This is a genomic window from Amycolatopsis sp. ATCC 39116, assembly GCF_000231075.2.
In the GTDB taxonomy this organism is placed as follows: Bacteria; Actinomycetota; Actinomycetes; order Mycobacteriales; family Pseudonocardiaceae; genus Amycolatopsis_E; species Amycolatopsis_E tucumanensis.
Map to the genome: position 1 here is coordinate 1 of NZ_AFWY03000088.1, position 16,992 is coordinate 16,992.

Consider the following 16,992-nt stretch of genomic DNA (forward strand, 5'->3'; position numbering starts at 1 on the left):
GCCGGCCAGGGTGCCGCGCCGGCCAGAGTGCCGCGCCGGCCAGAGTGCCGCGCCGGCCAGAGTGCCGGGCCAGCCAGGGTTCTGGGCCGGCCGGCTACGGGCGCGGGCCGGAATGGCTGGCGCAGCGGGGTTGAGTTCTCGGGTCCTCCGCTCGAGGGCCGCGGGATGGGGCAGGCCGCCGCTCGGGTACCAGCGGGCGGCGGCCTGCCACCGGCCCCGGGCGTGAACGTCCCGGTTGCAGTTCCGGGGCCGGCTCGTCCAGCATTCACCACCGTTCAGACCGGCCCTCGCGCGGGACGCTGCCCACCGCGCTACTGACGCACCGCCCCACCCCCGGCGCGGTGGGCCGCGATCTTCGGCCCCGCGGCCCGCATCCACCAGAGCCACGCGGGCCGGGTCAACGGGAACCACGCGGGCCGGGTCAACGAGAGCCACCCAGCCGGATCAACGAAGGCCACCCGGCCCCGACCAACGAGAAATCCCCTGGCTCAGCAGCGGTCCAGCATCTCCGTCAACGCCGCCTTCTCCGCGCTGTCGATGGTCAGCTGCCACTCGTACTTCACGTCGATCCACATCTTCGCGTAGGTGCACCAGTAGCCGGTGAGCGGCGGCTTCCACTCGTCGGGCGACTTGTCGCCCTTGGCCTGGTTGACGTTGTCCGTCACGGCGATCAGCTGCGGGTTGGTCAGGTCGTTGGCGAACGCCTCGCGCTTGGCGGTGGTCCAGGCCGACGCGCCGGTCCGCCACGCGGCGGCCAGCGGCACGACGTGGTCGATGTCGACGTCGGAAGCGGCGGTCCAGGTCGCGCCGTCGTAGGGGCTCTTCCAGGTGCCCGACGTGGCGGCGCAACTGGAATCGGTCACGACGTTCGTGCCGTCCCGCTTCAGAACGACCTCGCGGGTGTTGCAGCTGCCGCCCTGGTCGTCCCAGTGCGGGAACTTGTCGCGCGAGTAGCCGGTGGACGTGCCGTCCGCCTGGACGGTCAGCGCCGCCAGCTCGGAGCGGGCCGTGGTCTCGGACGGGATGTTCGGCGGCTCCGCCACCGCGGTGCCGGTCGCGATGCCGGTGGTGAGCAAGGCCGAGAGGCCGAGGACGATCAGCGAGTTTCGGGCGATGCGCATGAGTGCCGCCTTCGGGTGATCGGTGAGGACCCTCCGAAGGTCGAACATGAAGATGGCGAAAGCAATACCTGTGGGTGATTTACCGACGACAGTAGGTTAACTATCAGTGATCGCCAGCAGGTCCTCGGTGTGCCGGTACCAGGTCCAGCGCGTCACCGGCCGCGGGTGCGACACCCCGTTCTGCACCACCTCCGCCGGGTGGCAGCCCAGCTGGCAAGCCCGCCCGGACACCTCGGTGACCCGCCGGAACAGCCCGCGGGTCACGCGCACGTCGACGCCCTCCGCACCCGGCCGGACCACGAACGACCGCGCTGAGCCACGGAAAGCGACCGTGTCGTCACAGTAAGCCTCGCCGGTGACCGGGCCGACCACCGCTTCACCCAGCAGGACTCCGCCGCTGTCGTCACGCACGAGCACCCGCGGCCGCGGCTCACCCTTCCGGGCGAGCGCGAGTGCCTCCGACGGGTCGGCCGGCAGCCCCCACAGCCGCGCCGCCGGCGAGCCCGGATCGGTCGGCACGTATCCCACCGGCGTGTCCCCCAACCGGTTCTTCCGCATGATCCGCACCACGACCGCGGCCAGGTCCGCATCCGTGCCGACGACGATCAACGGCTCCCCGGAAGTGCCCTCCAGCAGGGGATCCACGTCGTTCCGGCCGGGGCGCGCGGGCACTTCCCGCACTCCCGGCTCGTTGCGAAGGAGTGACGAACCAGACCCGCAAGCCAGCACCGTTCCCCGCGCCACCGGGTCCTCCGTTACGCTCATGCACCGGCATTTGCCTGCGCTGAATTTCCTGTTGCCGAATACCTGGAGTGTCACATGCCGGCCATCGTGCTCATCGGTGCCCAGTGGGGCGATGAAGGCAAGGGCAAGGCCACCGACCTGCTCGGCGACCGTGTCCAGTGGGTCGTCCGCTACCAGGGCGGCAACAACGCCGGTCACACGGTCGTGCTCCCCAACGGGGAGAACTTCGCCCTGCACCTCATCCCGTCCGGGATCCTCACGCCGGGCGTGACCAACGTGATCGGCAACGGCGTGGTCGTCGACCCGGGTGTGCTGCTCGACGAGCTGGACGGCCTGGAGAAGCGCGGCGTGGACACCAGCCGCCTGCTGCTCTCCGCCGACGCGCACCTGATCATGCCGTACCACGTGGCGATCGATAAGGTCACCGAGCGTTACCTCGGCAGCCGCAAGATCGGCACCACCGGTCGCGGCATCGGCCCGTGCTACCAGGACAAGATCGCCCGCGTCGGCGTCCGCGTGCAGGACCTGCTCGACGAGAAGATCTTCCGCCAGAAGGTCGAGGCGGCCCTGGAGTTCAAGAACCAGGTGCTGGTCAAGGTCTACAACCGCAAGGCGCTCGACGCCGACCAGGTGGCCGACGAGGTGCTGGCGGCGGGCGAGAAGTTCGCGCACCGCATCGCCGACACGCGGCTGCAGCTGAACAAGGCCCTCGAGAAGGGCGAGACGGTGCTGCTGGAGGGGTCGCAGGGCACGCTGCTCGACGTCGACCACGGCACCTACCCGTTCGTGACGTCGTCGAACCCGACCGCGGGCGGCGCGAGCGCCGGGTCGGGCATCGGGCCGGGCCGCATCGGCACCGTGCTCGGCATCCTCAAGGCCTACACCACGCGCGTCGGGTCGGGCCCGTTCCCGACCGAGCTGAACGACGCGATGGGCGAGCACCTGCGCAAGGCGGGCGGCGAGTTCGGCGTCACCACCGGTCGGTCGCGCCGCACCGGCTGGTTCGACGCGGTGATCGCCCGCTACGCCACGCGCGTCAACGGGATCACCGACTACTTCCTCACCAAGCTCGACGTGCTGTCCGGCCTGGAGCGGGTGCCGATCTGCGTCGGGTACGAGGTGGACGGCTTCCGCACCGAGGACATGCCGATGACGCAGACCGACGTGCACCACGCCGTGCCGATCTACGAGGAGCTGCCCGGCTGGTGGGAGGACATCTCGCACTGCCGGACGTTCGAGGAGCTGCCCGCGAACGCGCGGGCGTACGTGGAGCGGATCGAGGAGCTGTCGCAGGCCCGGGTGTCCGCCATCGGCGTCGGCCCGGGCCGCGAACAGACCATCGTCCGCCACGAATTCTTGTAAGTGGTTCCACGGCTTGCGGGGTGGTGCGGGTAGCGGAACCTGAGGCGGCGCGGTGCTCTAGGCCAGGGCGGTCTTCGTCGGCGTCGGGTTCCGGAAGAGGTCCAGCACCGGGCAGTGCTCGTCGACCTGGCGCTTGAGGTCCTCGTAGGCCTCGCGGCTCGCCGGGCCGTCCAGGTCGACCGTGACCCGCACGTCGGTGAAGCCGGGGCGGGTCTCGTTGAAGCCGAAGAAGCCGTGCAGGTCGAGATCGCCCTCGACGGTGACCTTCACCGAGGTCAGCGGCACGCCCAGCTTCGCGGCCCAGAACTGGTACGTGATCACCTGGCACGAGCCGAGCGCGGCCAGCGCGTACTCGACCGGGTTGGCCGCGGTGTCCGTGCCGCCCAGCGGCGCGGGTTCGTCGACGCGGAAGGCGTGGTCCCGCACCTTCACGTCGACCTGGGTTGCGGTGCCGCCGACCAGCTGGTGGTCGACGGTGAACGAGACGGCGGCGTTGGCGGGATCGGCCGAGACGGCCTGGCGGGTTCCCTCGATGACATCGGTGAGCGACATGGTCATCACGGTGACGTGAGCGCCCCGCGCGGCGCGAGGGCTCCCAGAAGCTGGGACGCGGAATCCACGCCACCCGGCCGCCGTTACCGGTGATCATGAGGATCGGAGTGGCGCTGGCCACCGCGGACGACACCAACTACGTCGACGCGATCGTGGCCCAGGCGAAGCAGGTGGCCGCCGACGGGCTGAAGTCGGTGTGGTTCGGGCAGCGGTTCGACTACGACGCGGCCGCGCTGGCGACCGTCGTCGGGCGCGAGGTGCCGGAGTTGTCCGTCGGCACCTCGGCGATCCCGATCTTCGGGCGGCACCCCCTGCTGGTCTCCAGCCAGGCCCAGACGGCGCAGGCCGCCACGCACGGGCGGTTCCAGCTCGGGCTGGCGCTGGGCTCGAAGAACCTGCTGGAAGGCGCGTTCGGCCTCAGCTACGAGCGTCCGGTGGCCCGGCTGCGCGAGTTCCTGACCGTGCTGCGCGAGCTGTTCACCACCGGCACCGCCGACTTCCGCGGCGAGGTCCTCACCGCCGTGCCGCCGCTGCCGGCCACGGTCCCCGGCGCGGGCCCGGTGCCGCTGCTGGTCGCCGCGATGGGGCCGCAGGCCCTGCGGGCGACGGGAGAACTCGCCGACGGCACGCTGCCCTACCTGGCCGGGCCGAAGGTGCTGGCAGGCGAGATCGTCCCGGCCATCACCGCCGCGTCGGGCACCGCGCCGCGGGTCGTCGCGTTCGTCGCCGGTGTGGTCACCTCCGACGCCGAGCGGGTGCGCGCGAACGCCGTCGAGCAGCTCGCGTTCTACGAGCGGATCCCGTCCTACCAGCGGGTCATCGGCCTGGCGGGCGCGTCGCGTGCCGGTGAGCTGGCGGTGATCGGCGATGAGGAGACCGTCGCGGCCGAGATCCGGCGCTACTTCGACGCCGGGGCCACCGAGGTGGTCTTCACCCAGACGGACCTCGGCAGCGCGGAGGACCAGCGGCGCACCTGGCGGCTGCTGGGCGAACTGTCCGGAAAATGAGTTGCCTGGAGCGGACTCCACGTGCCTAGCCTCGGCAGGCATGGATGACCGCTCTGCACTGACGATCACAGTCAACGGGATCCAGCACCGGCTGACCGTCGATCCACGGTCGATGCTGGCCGAAACACTGCGCGACGACCTCGGGCTGACCGGCACCAAACGCGGGTGCGACCGCGGCGAATGCGGCGCCTGCACCGTGCTGGTGGACGGCCGCCGGGTGTTGTCCTGCCTGACCCTGTCCCTGCTCGCCGACGGCGCGGAGGTGACGACCGCCGAGGGCCTCGCGCCCGAGGGCGAACTGCACCCGGTGCAGCGCGCCTTCCTGGAGAACGACGCGTTCCAGTGCGGGTTCTGCACGCCGGGGCAGGTCGTGTCCGCCGCCGCGTGCATCGCCGAGGGACACGCCGGCTCCGAGGACGAGATCCGGGAGTGGATGAGCGGCAACATCTGCCGCTGCGGCGCCTACCCGCAAATCGTTTCCGCCGTGCGGAAAGCCGCCGCGGAGGTGGTCCGATGAGGACGTTCGAGCTGACCAGGGCCACCTCCGTCGAGGCGGCGCTGGACGCGCTGACCGCCGGCGCGCAGGCCATCGCCGGTGGCACCGAACTGCTGAACTGGCTCAAGGAGGGCATCGAAGCGCCCGCCCGGCTGGTCGACATCAACCGACTGCCGCTGGACCGGATCGAGTTCGCCGACGACCACGTCCGGCTCGGCGCGTTGTGCCGGATGAGCGACGTGGCCGCGCACCCGGAGCTGGCGCGCGAGTTCCCCGTCCTGGTGCAGTCGCTGCTGCGGGCCGCCTCGCCGCAGCTGCGGAACATGGCCACGCTCGGCGGCAACCTGATGCAGCGCACCCGCTGCCCCTACTTCCGCGCGGACACCGGGCTGCCGTGCAACAAGCGGGTGCCCGGCTCGGGCTGCTCGGCCCGGCACGGCGACACCACGTCCGCCGCGATCCTCGGCTGGTCCGACGACTGCGTCGCGACCCACCCGTCGGACCTCGCGGTCGCACTCGCCGCGCTCGACGCGGTCGTGGTCGTGCGTGGCCCGGACGGCGAGCGGCGCATCCCGGCGACGAGTTTCCACCGGCTGCCGGGCGACGAACCCGCGCGGCACAACGAACTCCGGGCCGATGAGCTGATCACCGCGATCGAGGTTCCCCGTGGTGGCACGCGGTTTTCGCACTACCTGAAGGTCCGGGAACGGGTCTCCTACGAGTTCGCGGTGGTCTCCGCCGCGGCCGTCGTCGAGTGGGACCGACAGACGATCACGCGGGCACGCGTCGCGCTCGGCGGGGTGGCGCACGGGCCGTATCGGATGGAACTCGTCGGCGTGCCGTCGGACAGGCTGGCCGAGGCGGTGCGGCTCACCCGCGCGCGTCCGTTGCCCGGCAACGAGTACAAGGTCACCCTCGCCGAGCGCGCCGCGGTGCGCGCGATCAAGGAGGCGATGTCGTGAAAGCGCTTACCAGACTGGACGGCCCGGCCAAGCTCACCGGGGCCGCGCGGTACGCGGCCGACGCGTCCGCACCCGGCACCCTGATCGCCGCGCTCGTCCCCGCCACGGTGCCCACCGGGCGGGTCACGAGCATCGACACCTCACAGGTGGTGGACGCGACGGTGCTGACGCACCACGACCTGCCGCGCCTGACCCCGATGCCGTCGCCGCCGCTGGGCCACTCGGTGCTGCCCCTGCAGGACGACCTCGTGCACTACGAAGGCCAGCCGGTCGCGGTGGTCCTCGCGGACAGCTGGCAGCAGGCCCGCGAAGCCGCGCGGCAGGTGCGGGTGACCTACGACGACGTCCGGCCGCCGCTGCTGTTCGGCCAGGCCGAGGACGTCGTGCCGCACAGCGACCACCTGCTGGGCGAGGCCGACGAGTCGACCGGCGACCTCCAGGCCGGACTGGCCGCGGCCGACCGGATCGTCGAGGCCACCTACACCACCGCCAACCGGCACCACAACCCGATGGAGCCGTGGGCGGTGCTCGCCGAGTGGGTGGACGACGAGCTGGTGCTGCACGCGTCCGTGCAGGCCGCCGCGCTCACGCAGGCGGTGGTCGCCGAGCTGTTCGGCGTCCCGGCGGAGGCGGTGCGGGTGATCTGCCCGTTCACCGGCGGCGGGTTCGGCAGCAAGGGCTACGTGTGGCCGGCGATCCCGCTGGCCGCCGCAGCCGCCCGAGTCACCGGGCGGCCGGTCAAGCTGGTGCTCACGCGTGCCGAGATGTTCACGTTGTCCGGGCACCAGCCGGCCACCCGGCAGACGATCACGCTGGGCGCCACGGCCGACGGGCGGCTCACCGCGATCCGGCACGTCAGCAGCAACGCGGCCGCCCGGGTCGACGACTACACCGAGAACACCACCCACGGCACCACCTGGCTGTACGCGAGCCCGGCCATCCACACCGCGATGCGGGTGCAGCGGGTGGACCGGCCGCAACCGACGCCGATGCGCGCGCCGCACGAGGGCCCGGGGATCTTCCCGCTCGAGTCCGCGATGGACGAGCTGGCGCACGAGCTGGGCATCGACCCGGTCGAGCTGCGGATCCGCAACGAACCGGCGGCCGACCCGATGACCGGCAGGCCGTTCTCGTCCCGGAAGCTGGTCGAGTGCCTGCGTGAGGGCGCCCGCCGGTTCGGCTGGTCCGAGCGCGATCCGGAACCGCGGTCGATGCGGGACGGGCACGACCTCGTCGGCTGGGGTGTCGCGGCGGCGACCATGGACACGTTCCGGGCCCCGTCGGCGGCGCGGGTCCGGGTGGACGCCGCGGGCCGGGTCACCGTGGAGACCGGGGCGCAGGAGATCGGCACCGGGCTGCCCGCGATGGTGCAGGCCGTGGCCGCGGAGACGCTCGGCTGCGATCCGGAGTCGGTCCAGGTGCGGCACGGCGACCCGGACTTCCCCGGGCACGGCGGCACGATGGGGTCGATGTCCGCGATGGGGCTTGGATCCGCCGTGCAGGCGGCGGCGCGCGAAGTGCTGGACAAGCTGGGCGCGGACCCGGGCGACCCGCTCGCCGACGCGCTGGCCGCGGCCGGGCTGCCCGAACTGACCGCGGAGGGCCGGTGGGCGCCGGAGTCGTCGCTGGCGGCGGGCCGGTCGGCGGACCACTCGATCCACACCTACGGCGCGATCTTCGTCGAGGTGCGGGTGGACGAGGACCTCGGCCTGCTGCGCATGTCGCGGGCGGTCGGCCGGTACGCGGCGGGGCGGATCCTCAACCCGCTGGCCGCGCACAGCCAGATGACCGGCGGGCTGGTCTGGGGCTACGGGCAGGCGGTGCTGGAGCACTCGGTGTTCGAGCCGGCGCTGGGGCGGTTCCTGAGCAAGAACCTCGCCGGTTACGTCGTGCCGGTGAACGCCGACATCCGCGAGCTGGACGTGGCGTTCGTGCCGGACGACGACCGGCTGGCGAGCCCGGTCGGCGCGAAGGGCATCGGCGAGCTGGGCGCGGTCGGGGTCGCGGCGGCGATCGCGAACGCGGTGTTCCACGCGACCGGGCGGCGGGTGCGCGACCTGCCGATCAAGATCGCCGACCTGCTGTGAGGAGGGCGGTCACGACAGCCGCGCGGTGAGGGTGTCCGACAGGGCGAGCTCTTCGAGGTCGAGTTCGCGCAGGACCTTGCGCAGCACCTCGTCGTCGAGCTTGCCCTCGGCCCGCTGCTCCAGCATCGTCTCGCGCTGCACGAGCAGCAGTTCGCGGCGCGCCTGCACGAACGCGGCGTGCGGGCTGGACTCGCGTTCCTCGGCGCTGAGCGAGATCGCCGCGACGGCTCCCCGGTAGCGGGTCTCGACCAGGGCCCGCAACCGGTTCACCAGCCGGTCGGCCTTCTCCGGCGGGATGTCGAGCCGGTGGCACAGCTCCGGGGCCAGCTCGTCGAGCCGGGCCAAGGCCGCGTGCATCGCCGCCTCGCGCGCCGCCATCTCCTCCTCCGCGTCCTGCTCGGCGTCGTCCTTGTCGTGCACGCCGAGCTTGCGGATCACCGCCGGCAGGGTGAGCCCCTGGATCAGCACGGTCCCGATCGCGACGACGAACGCGAACAGCTGGATCTCGTCCCGGCCCGGGAACGGCTGCCCGGCGTGGGTCGTCAGTGGCACACCGGCCGCCGCGGCGAGCGACACCACGCCACGCATGCCCGCCCAGGACAACACGAGGAGGTTCCGCGTCGGCGGCCGTTCTCGTTCGCGGCCGAACAGCCGGAGGGCGTGCGGCAGGTAGGCGTTGAGGAACACGTACGGGAACCGGATGGCGATGGTGACCGCGAGGATGGCGATCGCCGCGGCGAAGAGCTGCCAGTTGCCGCGCGCGTTCTCGTTGGCGCTCTCCAGCACGAACGGCAGTTGCAGGCCCATCAACGCGAACACGAGCGCTTCGAGCAGCACGTCCAGCGACGCCCAGATCGACGAGTCCTGCACCCGCGTGGCCGAGCCCGCGTACAACGACCGGTCGCCGAGGTACAACCCGGCGGCGACCACCGCGAGCACGCCCGAACCGCTGAAGTCCTCGGAGAACGGGTGCAGGTGCTCGGCGACGACGTACACGGCGAACGGCACGATGATGCCGAAGACCGACTCCATCAACGGGTCGTCGAGCTTGCGCCGGATGTAGGAGACGAGCACCGCCGCCGCGAGCCCGACGCCGATCCCGAGCACCGCGGCGACGAGGAACACCAGGAACCCGTGGCCGAGCGACCCCGCCGCGCCGAGCACCGCGGCGAGACCGATCTTGTACAGGGTCAGCGCGGCGGCGTCGTTGACCAGGCTCTCCCCGGTGAGCACGGTCATCAGGCGGCGCGGGAGGCGCTGGCGGCGGCCGATCGCGGCGGCGGTGACGGCGTCCGGCGGCGCGACGACCGCGCCCAGCACGAACGCCGAGGCGAGTGGCAGGTCCGGCAGCAGCAGGTGCACGACGAACCCGACGACGAGCGCCGTGACGACGACGAGGACCAGGCCGAGCCCGATGATCGGCCGGGCGGCGGCCTTGAACTGGGCGAACGAGCTCTCCCGCGCGGTGGAGTAGAGCAGCGGCGGCAGGACCAGGGTGAGGATCAGCTCCGGCTCCATCTGCACCCGCGGCACGCCCGGGATGAACGACACGGCCAGCGCCGCCACGACGACCAGCAGGGGCGCCGAGAGGTTGAACCGCCGGGCGATCGCGGTGAGACCGAGCGCGCCGGCGAGCACGCCCATCAAGGTCAGGAGCTCCATGGGTAGATGCTTACCCAGCGAGCCGCGCTCCACCCGGTGAGTGACGAGCCCCGCGCGGCGAGCGCAGGGCTCGCCAGGGTGAGGGGACTCGCGGGATGAGCGAGAACTCGCTGCCGCGAGCGCGTGACTCGCGCGAGTGAGCGCTGAGTCGCCGGCCGGGCGGGGAACTCGCGGGCACGAACGTGGAACGCGCGACCCCGGGTGCGCGACTCGCCGCCCCGTGCGGAGCCGCCGGCCCCGGTGCGGAATCGCCGGCGCCGGTGCGCGACTCGCCAGCCCGGGTGCACGACGCGCCGCCCCACCCGAAACCACCGCCCCGATGCAGAACCACCGCCCCCGGTGCACGACTCACCAAACCAGGTGCACGACGCGCCGCCCCACCCGAAACCACCGCCCCGATGCAGAACCACCGCCCCCGGTGCACGACTCACCAAACCAGGTGCACGACGCGCCGCCCCACCCGAAACCACCGCCCCGATGCAGAACCACCGCCCCCGGTGCACGACTCACCAAACCAGGTGCACGACGCGCCGCCCCCGGTGCGCGACTCGCCAGCCCGAGCGCGCACCCACCCACCCAGGCGCGAAACCCACCAACCCGAGCGCACAACCCGCCCACCCGGGTACGCAACCCGCGGCCGCGCACACGAAAAAGGCCCGGGCAGCAATCCAGCGCTGCCCGGGCCCTTCCTCAGAACAACCTCAGTGCATCATCACCGCGGGCGGGGCGCCCTCGGCGGCGTCCTCCTCCGGCGGCAGCGCCGGCTTCTTCGGCAGGAACAGCGCCGGGATCAGGCACAGCGCCACCAGCACCAGCGTCCAGGTGAACGTCGAGGCGAAGGCGTCCGCGCTGGCCACCGCCGCGGCGTCGTGGGTGGCCGGGTTCATCAGCGCGGCCGTCGCGGCGAGCTGGCCCTCGCTCGTCGCCACGCCGAACTTCCCGGCGAGCAGGCTGGCCAGGATGATCGACACGATGGCCGACCCCACCGCACCGGCGGTCTGCTGCACGATGTTCATCGCCGTCGACGCGCGCGCCACCGTGCGCTGCGTCAGCGTCTGCAGCGCCGCGGTGCTGATCGGCATCATGCTCATGCCCATGCCGAGCCCCATCACGAACAGCGCGCCCATCAGCAGCAGGTAGGACGTGTCCGCACCCACCTGCGTGAACACCGCGACGCTGGCGATGATCAGCACGATGCCGGGCAGCACAACCTTGCCCGCGCCGATCTTGTCGACCAGCTTGCCCGCGATCGGCATGGTGATCATCGCGCCGATGCCCTGCGGCGCCAGCAGCAGACCGGCCTGCAGCGCGCTTTCGCCGCGCACCAGCACGAAGTAGGTCGGGAGGATCAGCATCGACCCGAGGAAGGCGATCATGAACAGGGTCATGGTCACCATCGCGATGCTGAACGTGCGGTTGCGGAACAGGGTCAGGTCGACCAGCGGGTTGGCGACCTTCAGCGCCCGCACGATGAACGCCACGATCAGCACGATCCCGACGATCCCCGGCAGCCACACGTTGGTCGCGCCGACGCCGCCGTGGTGCGGGATGTTCGACACGCCGTAGATCAGCGCCGCGAGACCGGGCGACAGCATCACCATGCCGGCGAAGTCGAACTTCTCGGCCGGGCGCGGCTCGTCCTTCGGCAGCAGCCGCCACGCGAGCAGGATCGCGACGATGCCGATCGGCACGTTGATGTAGAAGATCCACCGCCAGCTCACCGAGTCGACCAGCCAGCCGCCCAGGATCGGGCCGCCGATCGGGCCGAGCAGCATCGGCACGCCGAGCACGGCCATCACGCGGCCGACGCGGTGCGGGCCCGCGGTCTTGGTCAGGATCGTCATGCCCGCCGGCATCAGCATGCCGCCGCCGAGGCCCTGCAGGACCCGGAACACGATCAGCGACTCGATGTCCCACGCCGCACCGGCCAGCGCGGAGCCGACCAGGAAGAACGTGATCGCCAGCATGTAGAGGCGCTTGGTGCCGAACCGGTCGCACGCCCAGCCGGTGACCGGGATGACCGTGGCCAGCGCCAGCATGTACCCGGTCGCGATCCACTGGATCGTGTCGAACGAGGTCTCGAACTCCAGCGTCAGCGCCTGGAGCGCGACGTTGACGACGGTGGTGTCGAGGATGGCCATCACGCTGCCGAGCACGACGACGGCAGCGACCTTCAGCACCGCGCTGTCGAGTTTGTCGGCGTCCGCGGGTCTTGGTTCCGAAGCAGTGGTCATGAAGTGGTCCGTCCAGGTCTACGAGCGGGCAGGGCCGACCGCAGGAGGAAACCCCGAAGAAAAAGCGCAAATCCCCCTCAGTCCACTCTGAGACTAGCCGGGCGACAGGCTATGACGCGAAGACTTTTCGAGTGGTCGGGATCACTTCAGCGGAAAGCGAAAACGCGGGCACGGCCCGTGGCCGTGCCCGCGTCGTCCACTCAGGACCCGACGGCGACCAGCGCGGTGTCCGGCTGGTCGGCGAACAGGCCGTCGATGCCGGTGGCGAGGAACGCGTCCAGCTCGGCGAAGGCGTTGCCCCACGCCGACGGGTCGGCCGACGAGCGCAGGTTGACCGGCAGGAAGCTGTTCTCGTTGCGGAAGGTGTAGGGCACGACCTTCAGGCCCGCGTCGTGCGCGTCCTTCACCAGCGAGGTCGGCGTGCCGAGCGCGCCCGCCGTGGTCCGCGGGATGATCTGCGCCTTCTCCGGGCCGAGGTAGTCGGCGTAGGTGGAGATCTCCTTGAGCCCGGCCGGGGTGACCAGGTCGGCGTAGGTGCGCTTGTCGCCGCTCGCGACGAAGTCGGCCGGCGCGCCGCCGGCCGAGGTGAGCTGCACCAGCGGCACCTTCACCTGCCTGCTCAGCGCCTTGAGGTTGGCCACCTCGAACGACTGGATGATCACCGGCGCATTGCGCTTGTTCAGGCCGTTGCGGTTGAGGAGGTCGACCAGCTTCGGCTCGGTGGGGTTGCCGATCGAGGCGAAGTAGGTGGAGTGCTTGATCTCCGGGTAGGTGCCCAGCGTGCGGTGCAGTTCGCGGCCGAGGCGCCTGGTGAGGTCCAGCACCTCCTGGTAGGTCGCGATCTGCCAGCGGCCGTTGTAGATCTTGTTGTCCGGGCGGATGTCCGGGATGCGCTCGGTGGCGCGCAGGGTCTTCAGCTCGGCGAGAGTGAAGTCCTCGGTGAACCAGCCGGTCAGCGCGACGCCGTCGATGACCTTGGTGGTCTTCCGGTTCGCGAACTCGGGGTGGGCGGCGACGTCGGTCGTGCCGCCGATCTCGTTCTCGTGCCGGGCGACGAGGTGGCCGTCCTTGGTGGGCACCAGGTCGACGTCGACCCAGTCGGCGCCCTGGCGGTAGGCCAGCTCGTAGGAGGCCAGCGTGTGCTCCGGCCGGTAGCCGGGCGCGCCCCGGTGTCCGACGACCACTGGTTCGGCACGCTCCTTGTCAGCCGGGGCGGCTTGGCTCGCGCTGGTGACGCCGGCGGCGCCGACCAGGAACAGGCCGGACAACGCCAGGGCGGCGAGTCTTCTCCGCACGGGAACCTCCTGTGGGGACGAAAGGGATCTCCGCGCCACTCTCACCGGCCCGGACTACGGCCGCCACACGGGCGGGGGACGGTGGGCTGGCGGGCGGGTGAACGGGGCGTGGCGCAGGTCAACGTCTACGCTCAGGGCTTGTGCGCGTTCTAGTCATCGGGTCCGGTGCCCGCGAACATGCCCTGCTCCTCGCCGCGTCCCACGACCCGGCCGTCACCGCGCTCGCCTGCGCGCCAGGCAACGCCGGCACCGCGGCGCTGGCCGAGCAGCTCGGCGTCGACGTGGCCGACCCGGCCGCGGTCGCCGAGCTGGCGAAGCGCTGGCAGGCCGACCTCGTGGTGATCGGCCCCGAGGTGCCGCTGGTCGCCGGCGCGGCCGACGCCGTCCGCAAGGCCGGCATCCCGGTCTTCGGCCCGTCCGCCGCCGCGGCCCGCATCGAGGGCTCGAAGGCGTTCGCCAAGGACGTGATGGCCACCGCGAAGGTGCCGACCGCGCGCAGCGAGATCGTGGACAACCCGGCCAAGCTCGACGAGGCGCTGTCCCGCTTCGGCCCGACCTGGGTGGTCAAGGACGACGGGCTGGCCGCCGGCAAGGGCGTCGTCGTCACCCCGGACCGCGACGCGGCGCGCGCGCACGCCATGAAGCTGCTCGACGGCGGCCACCCGGTGCTGCTGGAGTCGTTCCTCGACGGGCCGGAGGTGTCGCTGTTCTGCCTGGTCGACGGCCGCACCGTGGTGCCGCTGCTGCCCGCGCAGGACTTCAAGCGCGTCGGCGACGGCGACACCGGCCCGAACACCGGCGGCATGGGCGCGTACGCGCCGCTGCCGTGGGCGCCCGCGGGCCTGGTCGACGACATCGTGCGCGACATCGTCCAGCCGGTCGTCGACGAGATGGCCGCCCGCGGCGCCGAGTTCTCCGGCCTGCTCTACGCGGGCCTCGCGATCACCTCCGACGGCCCCCAGGTCATCGAGTTCAACTGCCGGTTCGGCGACCCGGAGACGCAGGTCGTGCTCGCGCTGCTGGCCACCCCGCTGGCCGGGCTGCTGCACGCGACCGCGACCGGCACCCTCGCCGAGCACCCGCCGCTGGAGTGGCACCCGGGCTCCGCGGTCACCGTCGTGATCGCCGCCGACGGCTATCCGGGTGTGCCGCGCGCCGGCGACGTGATCACCGGCGCCGAGTCCGAGGGCGTGCTGCACGCGGGCACCCGCCGCCGCGACGACGGCGCCGTGGTCTCGCACGGTGGCCGAGTGCTGTCCGTGGTCGGCGTCGGCGAGGACCTCGACGCGGCCCGCGCCCAGGCCTACGAGCGGGTCGCGAAGGTGCACCTGTCCGGTTCGCACCACCGCACCGACATCGGGCTCAAGGCCGCTCGCGGCGAGATCACCGTGCCGGGTGCTTCGGCGAATTCCGGCCCGAGCTGATCCCGGGATTGGTAGCCTTCCTACCGGAACTGGTCGGTTACCGTCCGTACCCGGGGAGTGAGTTGTGGCAGAGGACGACCTGCGCGGCGCCGGCCAGGGTCTCGCACCCACGCTCGGCGCCCTCGGCGCGACCGTGCCGTCGGTGCCCCACGACCTGCGGGTCGACCCGGACAAGGTGCTGCTGGTCGCGCAGGTCGTCAACGAGCAGGCCGACGCGCTCGACGACCGCATCCGGCAGAAGCTGATCGACCTCAACATCACCGCGCCGGCCGAGGACGTCATCAGCACCACCGCCACCGACGCGTGGAACCGGCTGGTGGCCCGCGGCGAAGACTCGTACGCGGCGCGGGTGCAGGCCTACGTCCGCAACCTGCGTGACCTCGCCGCGCAGCTCCGGCAGGCCGCGCAGGCCTACCAGGCCGGTGAGGAGGAGAAGGTCATCGCGCTGGGGGACCGCGGTGCCGGCCCTGCCTAGGACGGTCGTCGCGGCCGCGCTCGTGGTGTCCGGCTGCACGTCGACCGTGTCCGGGGTCGCCGGACCCGCCACGCGGCCGAGCAGTCAGCCGCCCGAACTGCCCGCCCGGCAACGCGAGCTGCCGCTGCGGGACGCCGACCCATGCACCCTGCTCACGTCCGCTCAGCTGGACCAGCTCGGCGAGAACGGCGCGCCACGCAGGCTGCCCGAAGACACCCAGCGCGACGGCCCGACCTGCGCCTTCGACGTCGACGCCAGGCCGCCGACGTACACGTACTACCTCGAGGTCATCGGCGACGCCGACATCGAGGACTGGCGCACCGGCGCGCACCGGCGGACCAGCATGGTCCAGCAGCCGGTCGCGGTGCCCGGGTTCCCCGCGCTGGTGAACTACGCGCCCAGCGAGGGGATCCAGGACTGCGAGGTGCTCGTCGGCGTCGCCCAGGGCCAGACGCTGCGCGCCCAGATGGCGCCCGACGACCGCTCGTTCACCCAGCAGCAGCTGTGCGACATGGCGACGAACGTCGCGAAGCTGGCCGTCCAGACGCTCGAAACGCTGAAGTGAGGTGTGGCGTGGCCACGTTCGACAGCAGCAAGTACGACATCCCGACGCTCGTGGCGAAGCTGCGCGACCAGCGGTTCGACGGCTACCAGCCGGAGCAGCTCGCGCAGGTCGTGGAGAAGTTCCGGGACGGCGCGGGCCCGTCGGGGATCACCGGGGCCGTCGAGGCGCTGAAGTCGATCTCCGGCGCGCTCGCCGACACCGAGGAGGCGCTGCGGACCCAGCTGAAGGCGCTCGGCGTCGAGTGGCAGAGCCGCGCGGCGGGGCAGGCGTCGTCGGTGGTCGCGCGGGAGGCCGGGTTCTCCGGTGAGGCCACGGCGAAGGTCGAGCAGGCCGCGCAGATGATGTACGAGCAGGCCGAGGCCTTCACCCGGACCAGGAACAAGCTGCCCGCGCCGGAGGACCTGCGCAAGGCCGGCGGCTACACCTTCGGCGACACGGTGTTCAGCCTGTTCGGGTTCGAGACCGATCATGCGGCGGACGTGCGCACCGCCGAGGAGGCCAAGGCCCAGGCGGTGGACGCGCTCAACGCCTACGCCCACGACAGCGGCAACTACCTCGGCTCGACGTCCACTGTGGACGCACCGGCGCCGGTCTCGCTGCTGTCCGCGCCGGGAACCGGTGTGGTGGCGGGGATCGGCGGGGCGTCGGCGCCGGTGCCGTCGCTGCCGGACACCGCGCCGACCCAGGCCCAGGGCACGAAGGACGTGACGCCGGCGCGGGTGGACACCCCGACACCGCCCATGGGCGTGCCGGCCGCTCCGGCTGCGGGTGCTTCGGTGGCCGGGGTCACCCCGGCGGGCGCCGGTGGTGGGACGACGGCTGGACGCCCCGCCGCGCCCACCGGATCGGTTGCCGGCGGCTCTGGTTCCCCCGGCGGAGCCGGCTTCGCCGGCGAACGCCGGGCGTCGGCTTCGCCTGAATCGAAGAACACTGGTGGCCAGTCCGGCGCCGCGACCGGCGGCCGGGCGATTCCCAGCAGTGGTTCCGCCGTAGGCGCCCGGCCCGG

Annotated in this window: 15 protein-coding genes; 9 read left to right on the forward strand and 6 right to left on the reverse strand. The window is 72.1% G+C overall.

Annotation, left to right across the window (positions count from 1 at the left end):
• Nucleotides 1-488 precede the first annotated feature (488 nt).
• Nucleotides 489-1,121, reverse strand: coding sequence for an HNH endonuclease family protein (locus tag AMY39116_RS0340535; RefSeq protein ID WP_027936665.1), 633 nt, complete (start codon nt 1,119-1,121; stop codon nt 489-491).
• A gap of 96 nt (nt 1,122-1,217) precedes the next feature.
• Nucleotides 1,218-1,886: a hypothetical protein gene (locus AMY39116_RS0340540; protein ID WP_039792132.1), complete on the reverse strand. Its 669-nt coding sequence runs from the start codon at nt 1,884-1,886 to the stop codon at nt 1,218-1,220.
• Between the two features lie 54 nt (nt 1,887-1,940).
• Between AMY39116_RS0340540 and AMY39116_RS0340545 the strand changes: the two genes are divergently transcribed.
• Nucleotides 1,941-3,227 carry an adenylosuccinate synthase gene (locus AMY39116_RS0340545; RefSeq protein WP_020423309.1) on the forward strand — a complete coding sequence of 429 codons (1,287 nt, stop codon included), beginning with the start codon at nt 1,941-1,943 and terminating at the stop codon, nt 3,225-3,227.
• Between the two features lie 57 nt (nt 3,228-3,284).
• Here AMY39116_RS0340545 and AMY39116_RS0340550 read toward each other — a convergent pair whose 3' ends face one another.
• Complete coding sequence (locus AMY39116_RS0340550) at nt 3,285-3,779, reverse strand: OsmC family protein (protein WP_027936667.1); 495 nt, start codon at nt 3,777-3,779, stop codon at nt 3,285-3,287.
• A gap of 95 nt (nt 3,780-3,874) precedes the next feature.
• On the opposite strand from AMY39116_RS0340550, the gene AMY39116_RS0340555 reads away from it, so the two are divergent.
• From AMY39116_RS0340555 to AMY39116_RS0340570, 4 genes are read left to right on the forward strand one after another with little or no spacing between them, the layout of a single operon-like run.
• Nucleotides 3,875-4,786, forward strand: coding sequence for an LLM class F420-dependent oxidoreductase (locus tag AMY39116_RS0340555; protein WP_027936668.1), 912 nt, complete (start codon nt 3,875-3,877; stop codon nt 4,784-4,786).
• A 40-nt stretch (nt 4,787-4,826) separates the two neighbouring features.
• On the forward strand, nt 4,827-5,303 hold the full coding sequence (locus tag AMY39116_RS0340560; protein ID WP_020423312.1) for a (2Fe-2S)-binding protein: 477 nt from the start codon (nt 4,827-4,829) through the stop codon (nt 5,301-5,303).
• Nucleotides 5,300-6,244, forward strand: coding sequence for a xanthine dehydrogenase family protein subunit M (locus tag AMY39116_RS0340565; RefSeq protein WP_020423313.1), 945 nt, complete (start codon nt 5,300-5,302; stop codon nt 6,242-6,244). The genes AMY39116_RS0340560 and AMY39116_RS0340565 overlap by 4 nt, the downstream gene beginning before the upstream one ends.
• Complete coding sequence (locus AMY39116_RS0340570; RefSeq protein WP_020423314.1) at nt 6,241-8,331, forward strand: xanthine dehydrogenase family protein molybdopterin-binding subunit; 2,091 nt, start codon at nt 6,241-6,243, stop codon at nt 8,329-8,331. Before AMY39116_RS0340565 ends, AMY39116_RS0340570 begins: the two co-directional genes overlap by 4 nt.
• Nucleotides 8,332-8,340: 9 nt before the next feature.
• On the opposite strand, the gene AMY39116_RS0340575 is transcribed toward AMY39116_RS0340570, so the two are convergent.
• From AMY39116_RS0340575 to AMY39116_RS0340585, 3 genes are all read right to left on the reverse strand, one after another.
• Entirely contained in the window at nt 8,341-9,993 is a 1,653-nt protein-coding gene (locus tag AMY39116_RS0340575) for a Na+/H+ antiporter (protein WP_020423315.1), read from the reverse strand.
• A 701-nt stretch (nt 9,994-10,694) separates the two neighbouring features.
• Nucleotides 10,695-12,227, reverse strand: coding sequence for a DHA2 family efflux MFS transporter permease subunit (locus AMY39116_RS0340580; protein WP_020423316.1), 1,533 nt, complete (start codon nt 12,225-12,227; stop codon nt 10,695-10,697).
• Nucleotides 12,228-12,427: 200 nt separating this feature from the next.
• Nucleotides 12,428-13,495, reverse strand: a complete 1,068-nt coding sequence (locus tag AMY39116_RS0340585; RefSeq protein WP_020423317.1) for a glycerophosphodiester phosphodiesterase family protein — start codon at nt 13,493-13,495, stop codon at nt 12,428-12,430.
• Nucleotides 13,496-13,662: 167 nt separating this feature from the next.
• Between AMY39116_RS0340585 and purD the strand changes: the two genes are divergently transcribed.
• The 4 genes from purD to AMY39116_RS44370 form a co-directional block, all read left to right on the forward strand.
• Nucleotides 13,663-14,946: a phosphoribosylamine--glycine ligase gene (gene purD / locus AMY39116_RS0340590; RefSeq protein ID WP_020423318.1), complete on the forward strand. Its 1,284-nt coding sequence runs from the start codon at nt 13,663-13,665 to the stop codon at nt 14,944-14,946.
• A 64-nt stretch (nt 14,947-15,010) separates the two neighbouring features.
• Nucleotides 15,011-15,421 carry a type VII secretion target gene (locus AMY39116_RS0340595; RefSeq protein ID WP_017985721.1) on the forward strand — a complete coding sequence of 137 codons (411 nt, stop codon included), beginning with the start codon at nt 15,011-15,013 and terminating at the stop codon, nt 15,419-15,421.
• Entirely contained in the window at nt 15,405-15,986 is a 582-nt protein-coding gene (locus tag AMY39116_RS0340600; protein ID WP_020423319.1) for a DUF3558 domain-containing protein, read from the forward strand. Before AMY39116_RS0340595 ends, AMY39116_RS0340600 begins: the two co-directional genes overlap by 17 nt.
• 8 nt (nt 15,987-15,994) lie before the next feature.
• A partial coding sequence (locus tag AMY39116_RS44370) for a PPE domain-containing protein (protein ID WP_020423320.1) occupies nt 15,995-16,992 on the forward strand: 998 nt, incomplete at its 3' end.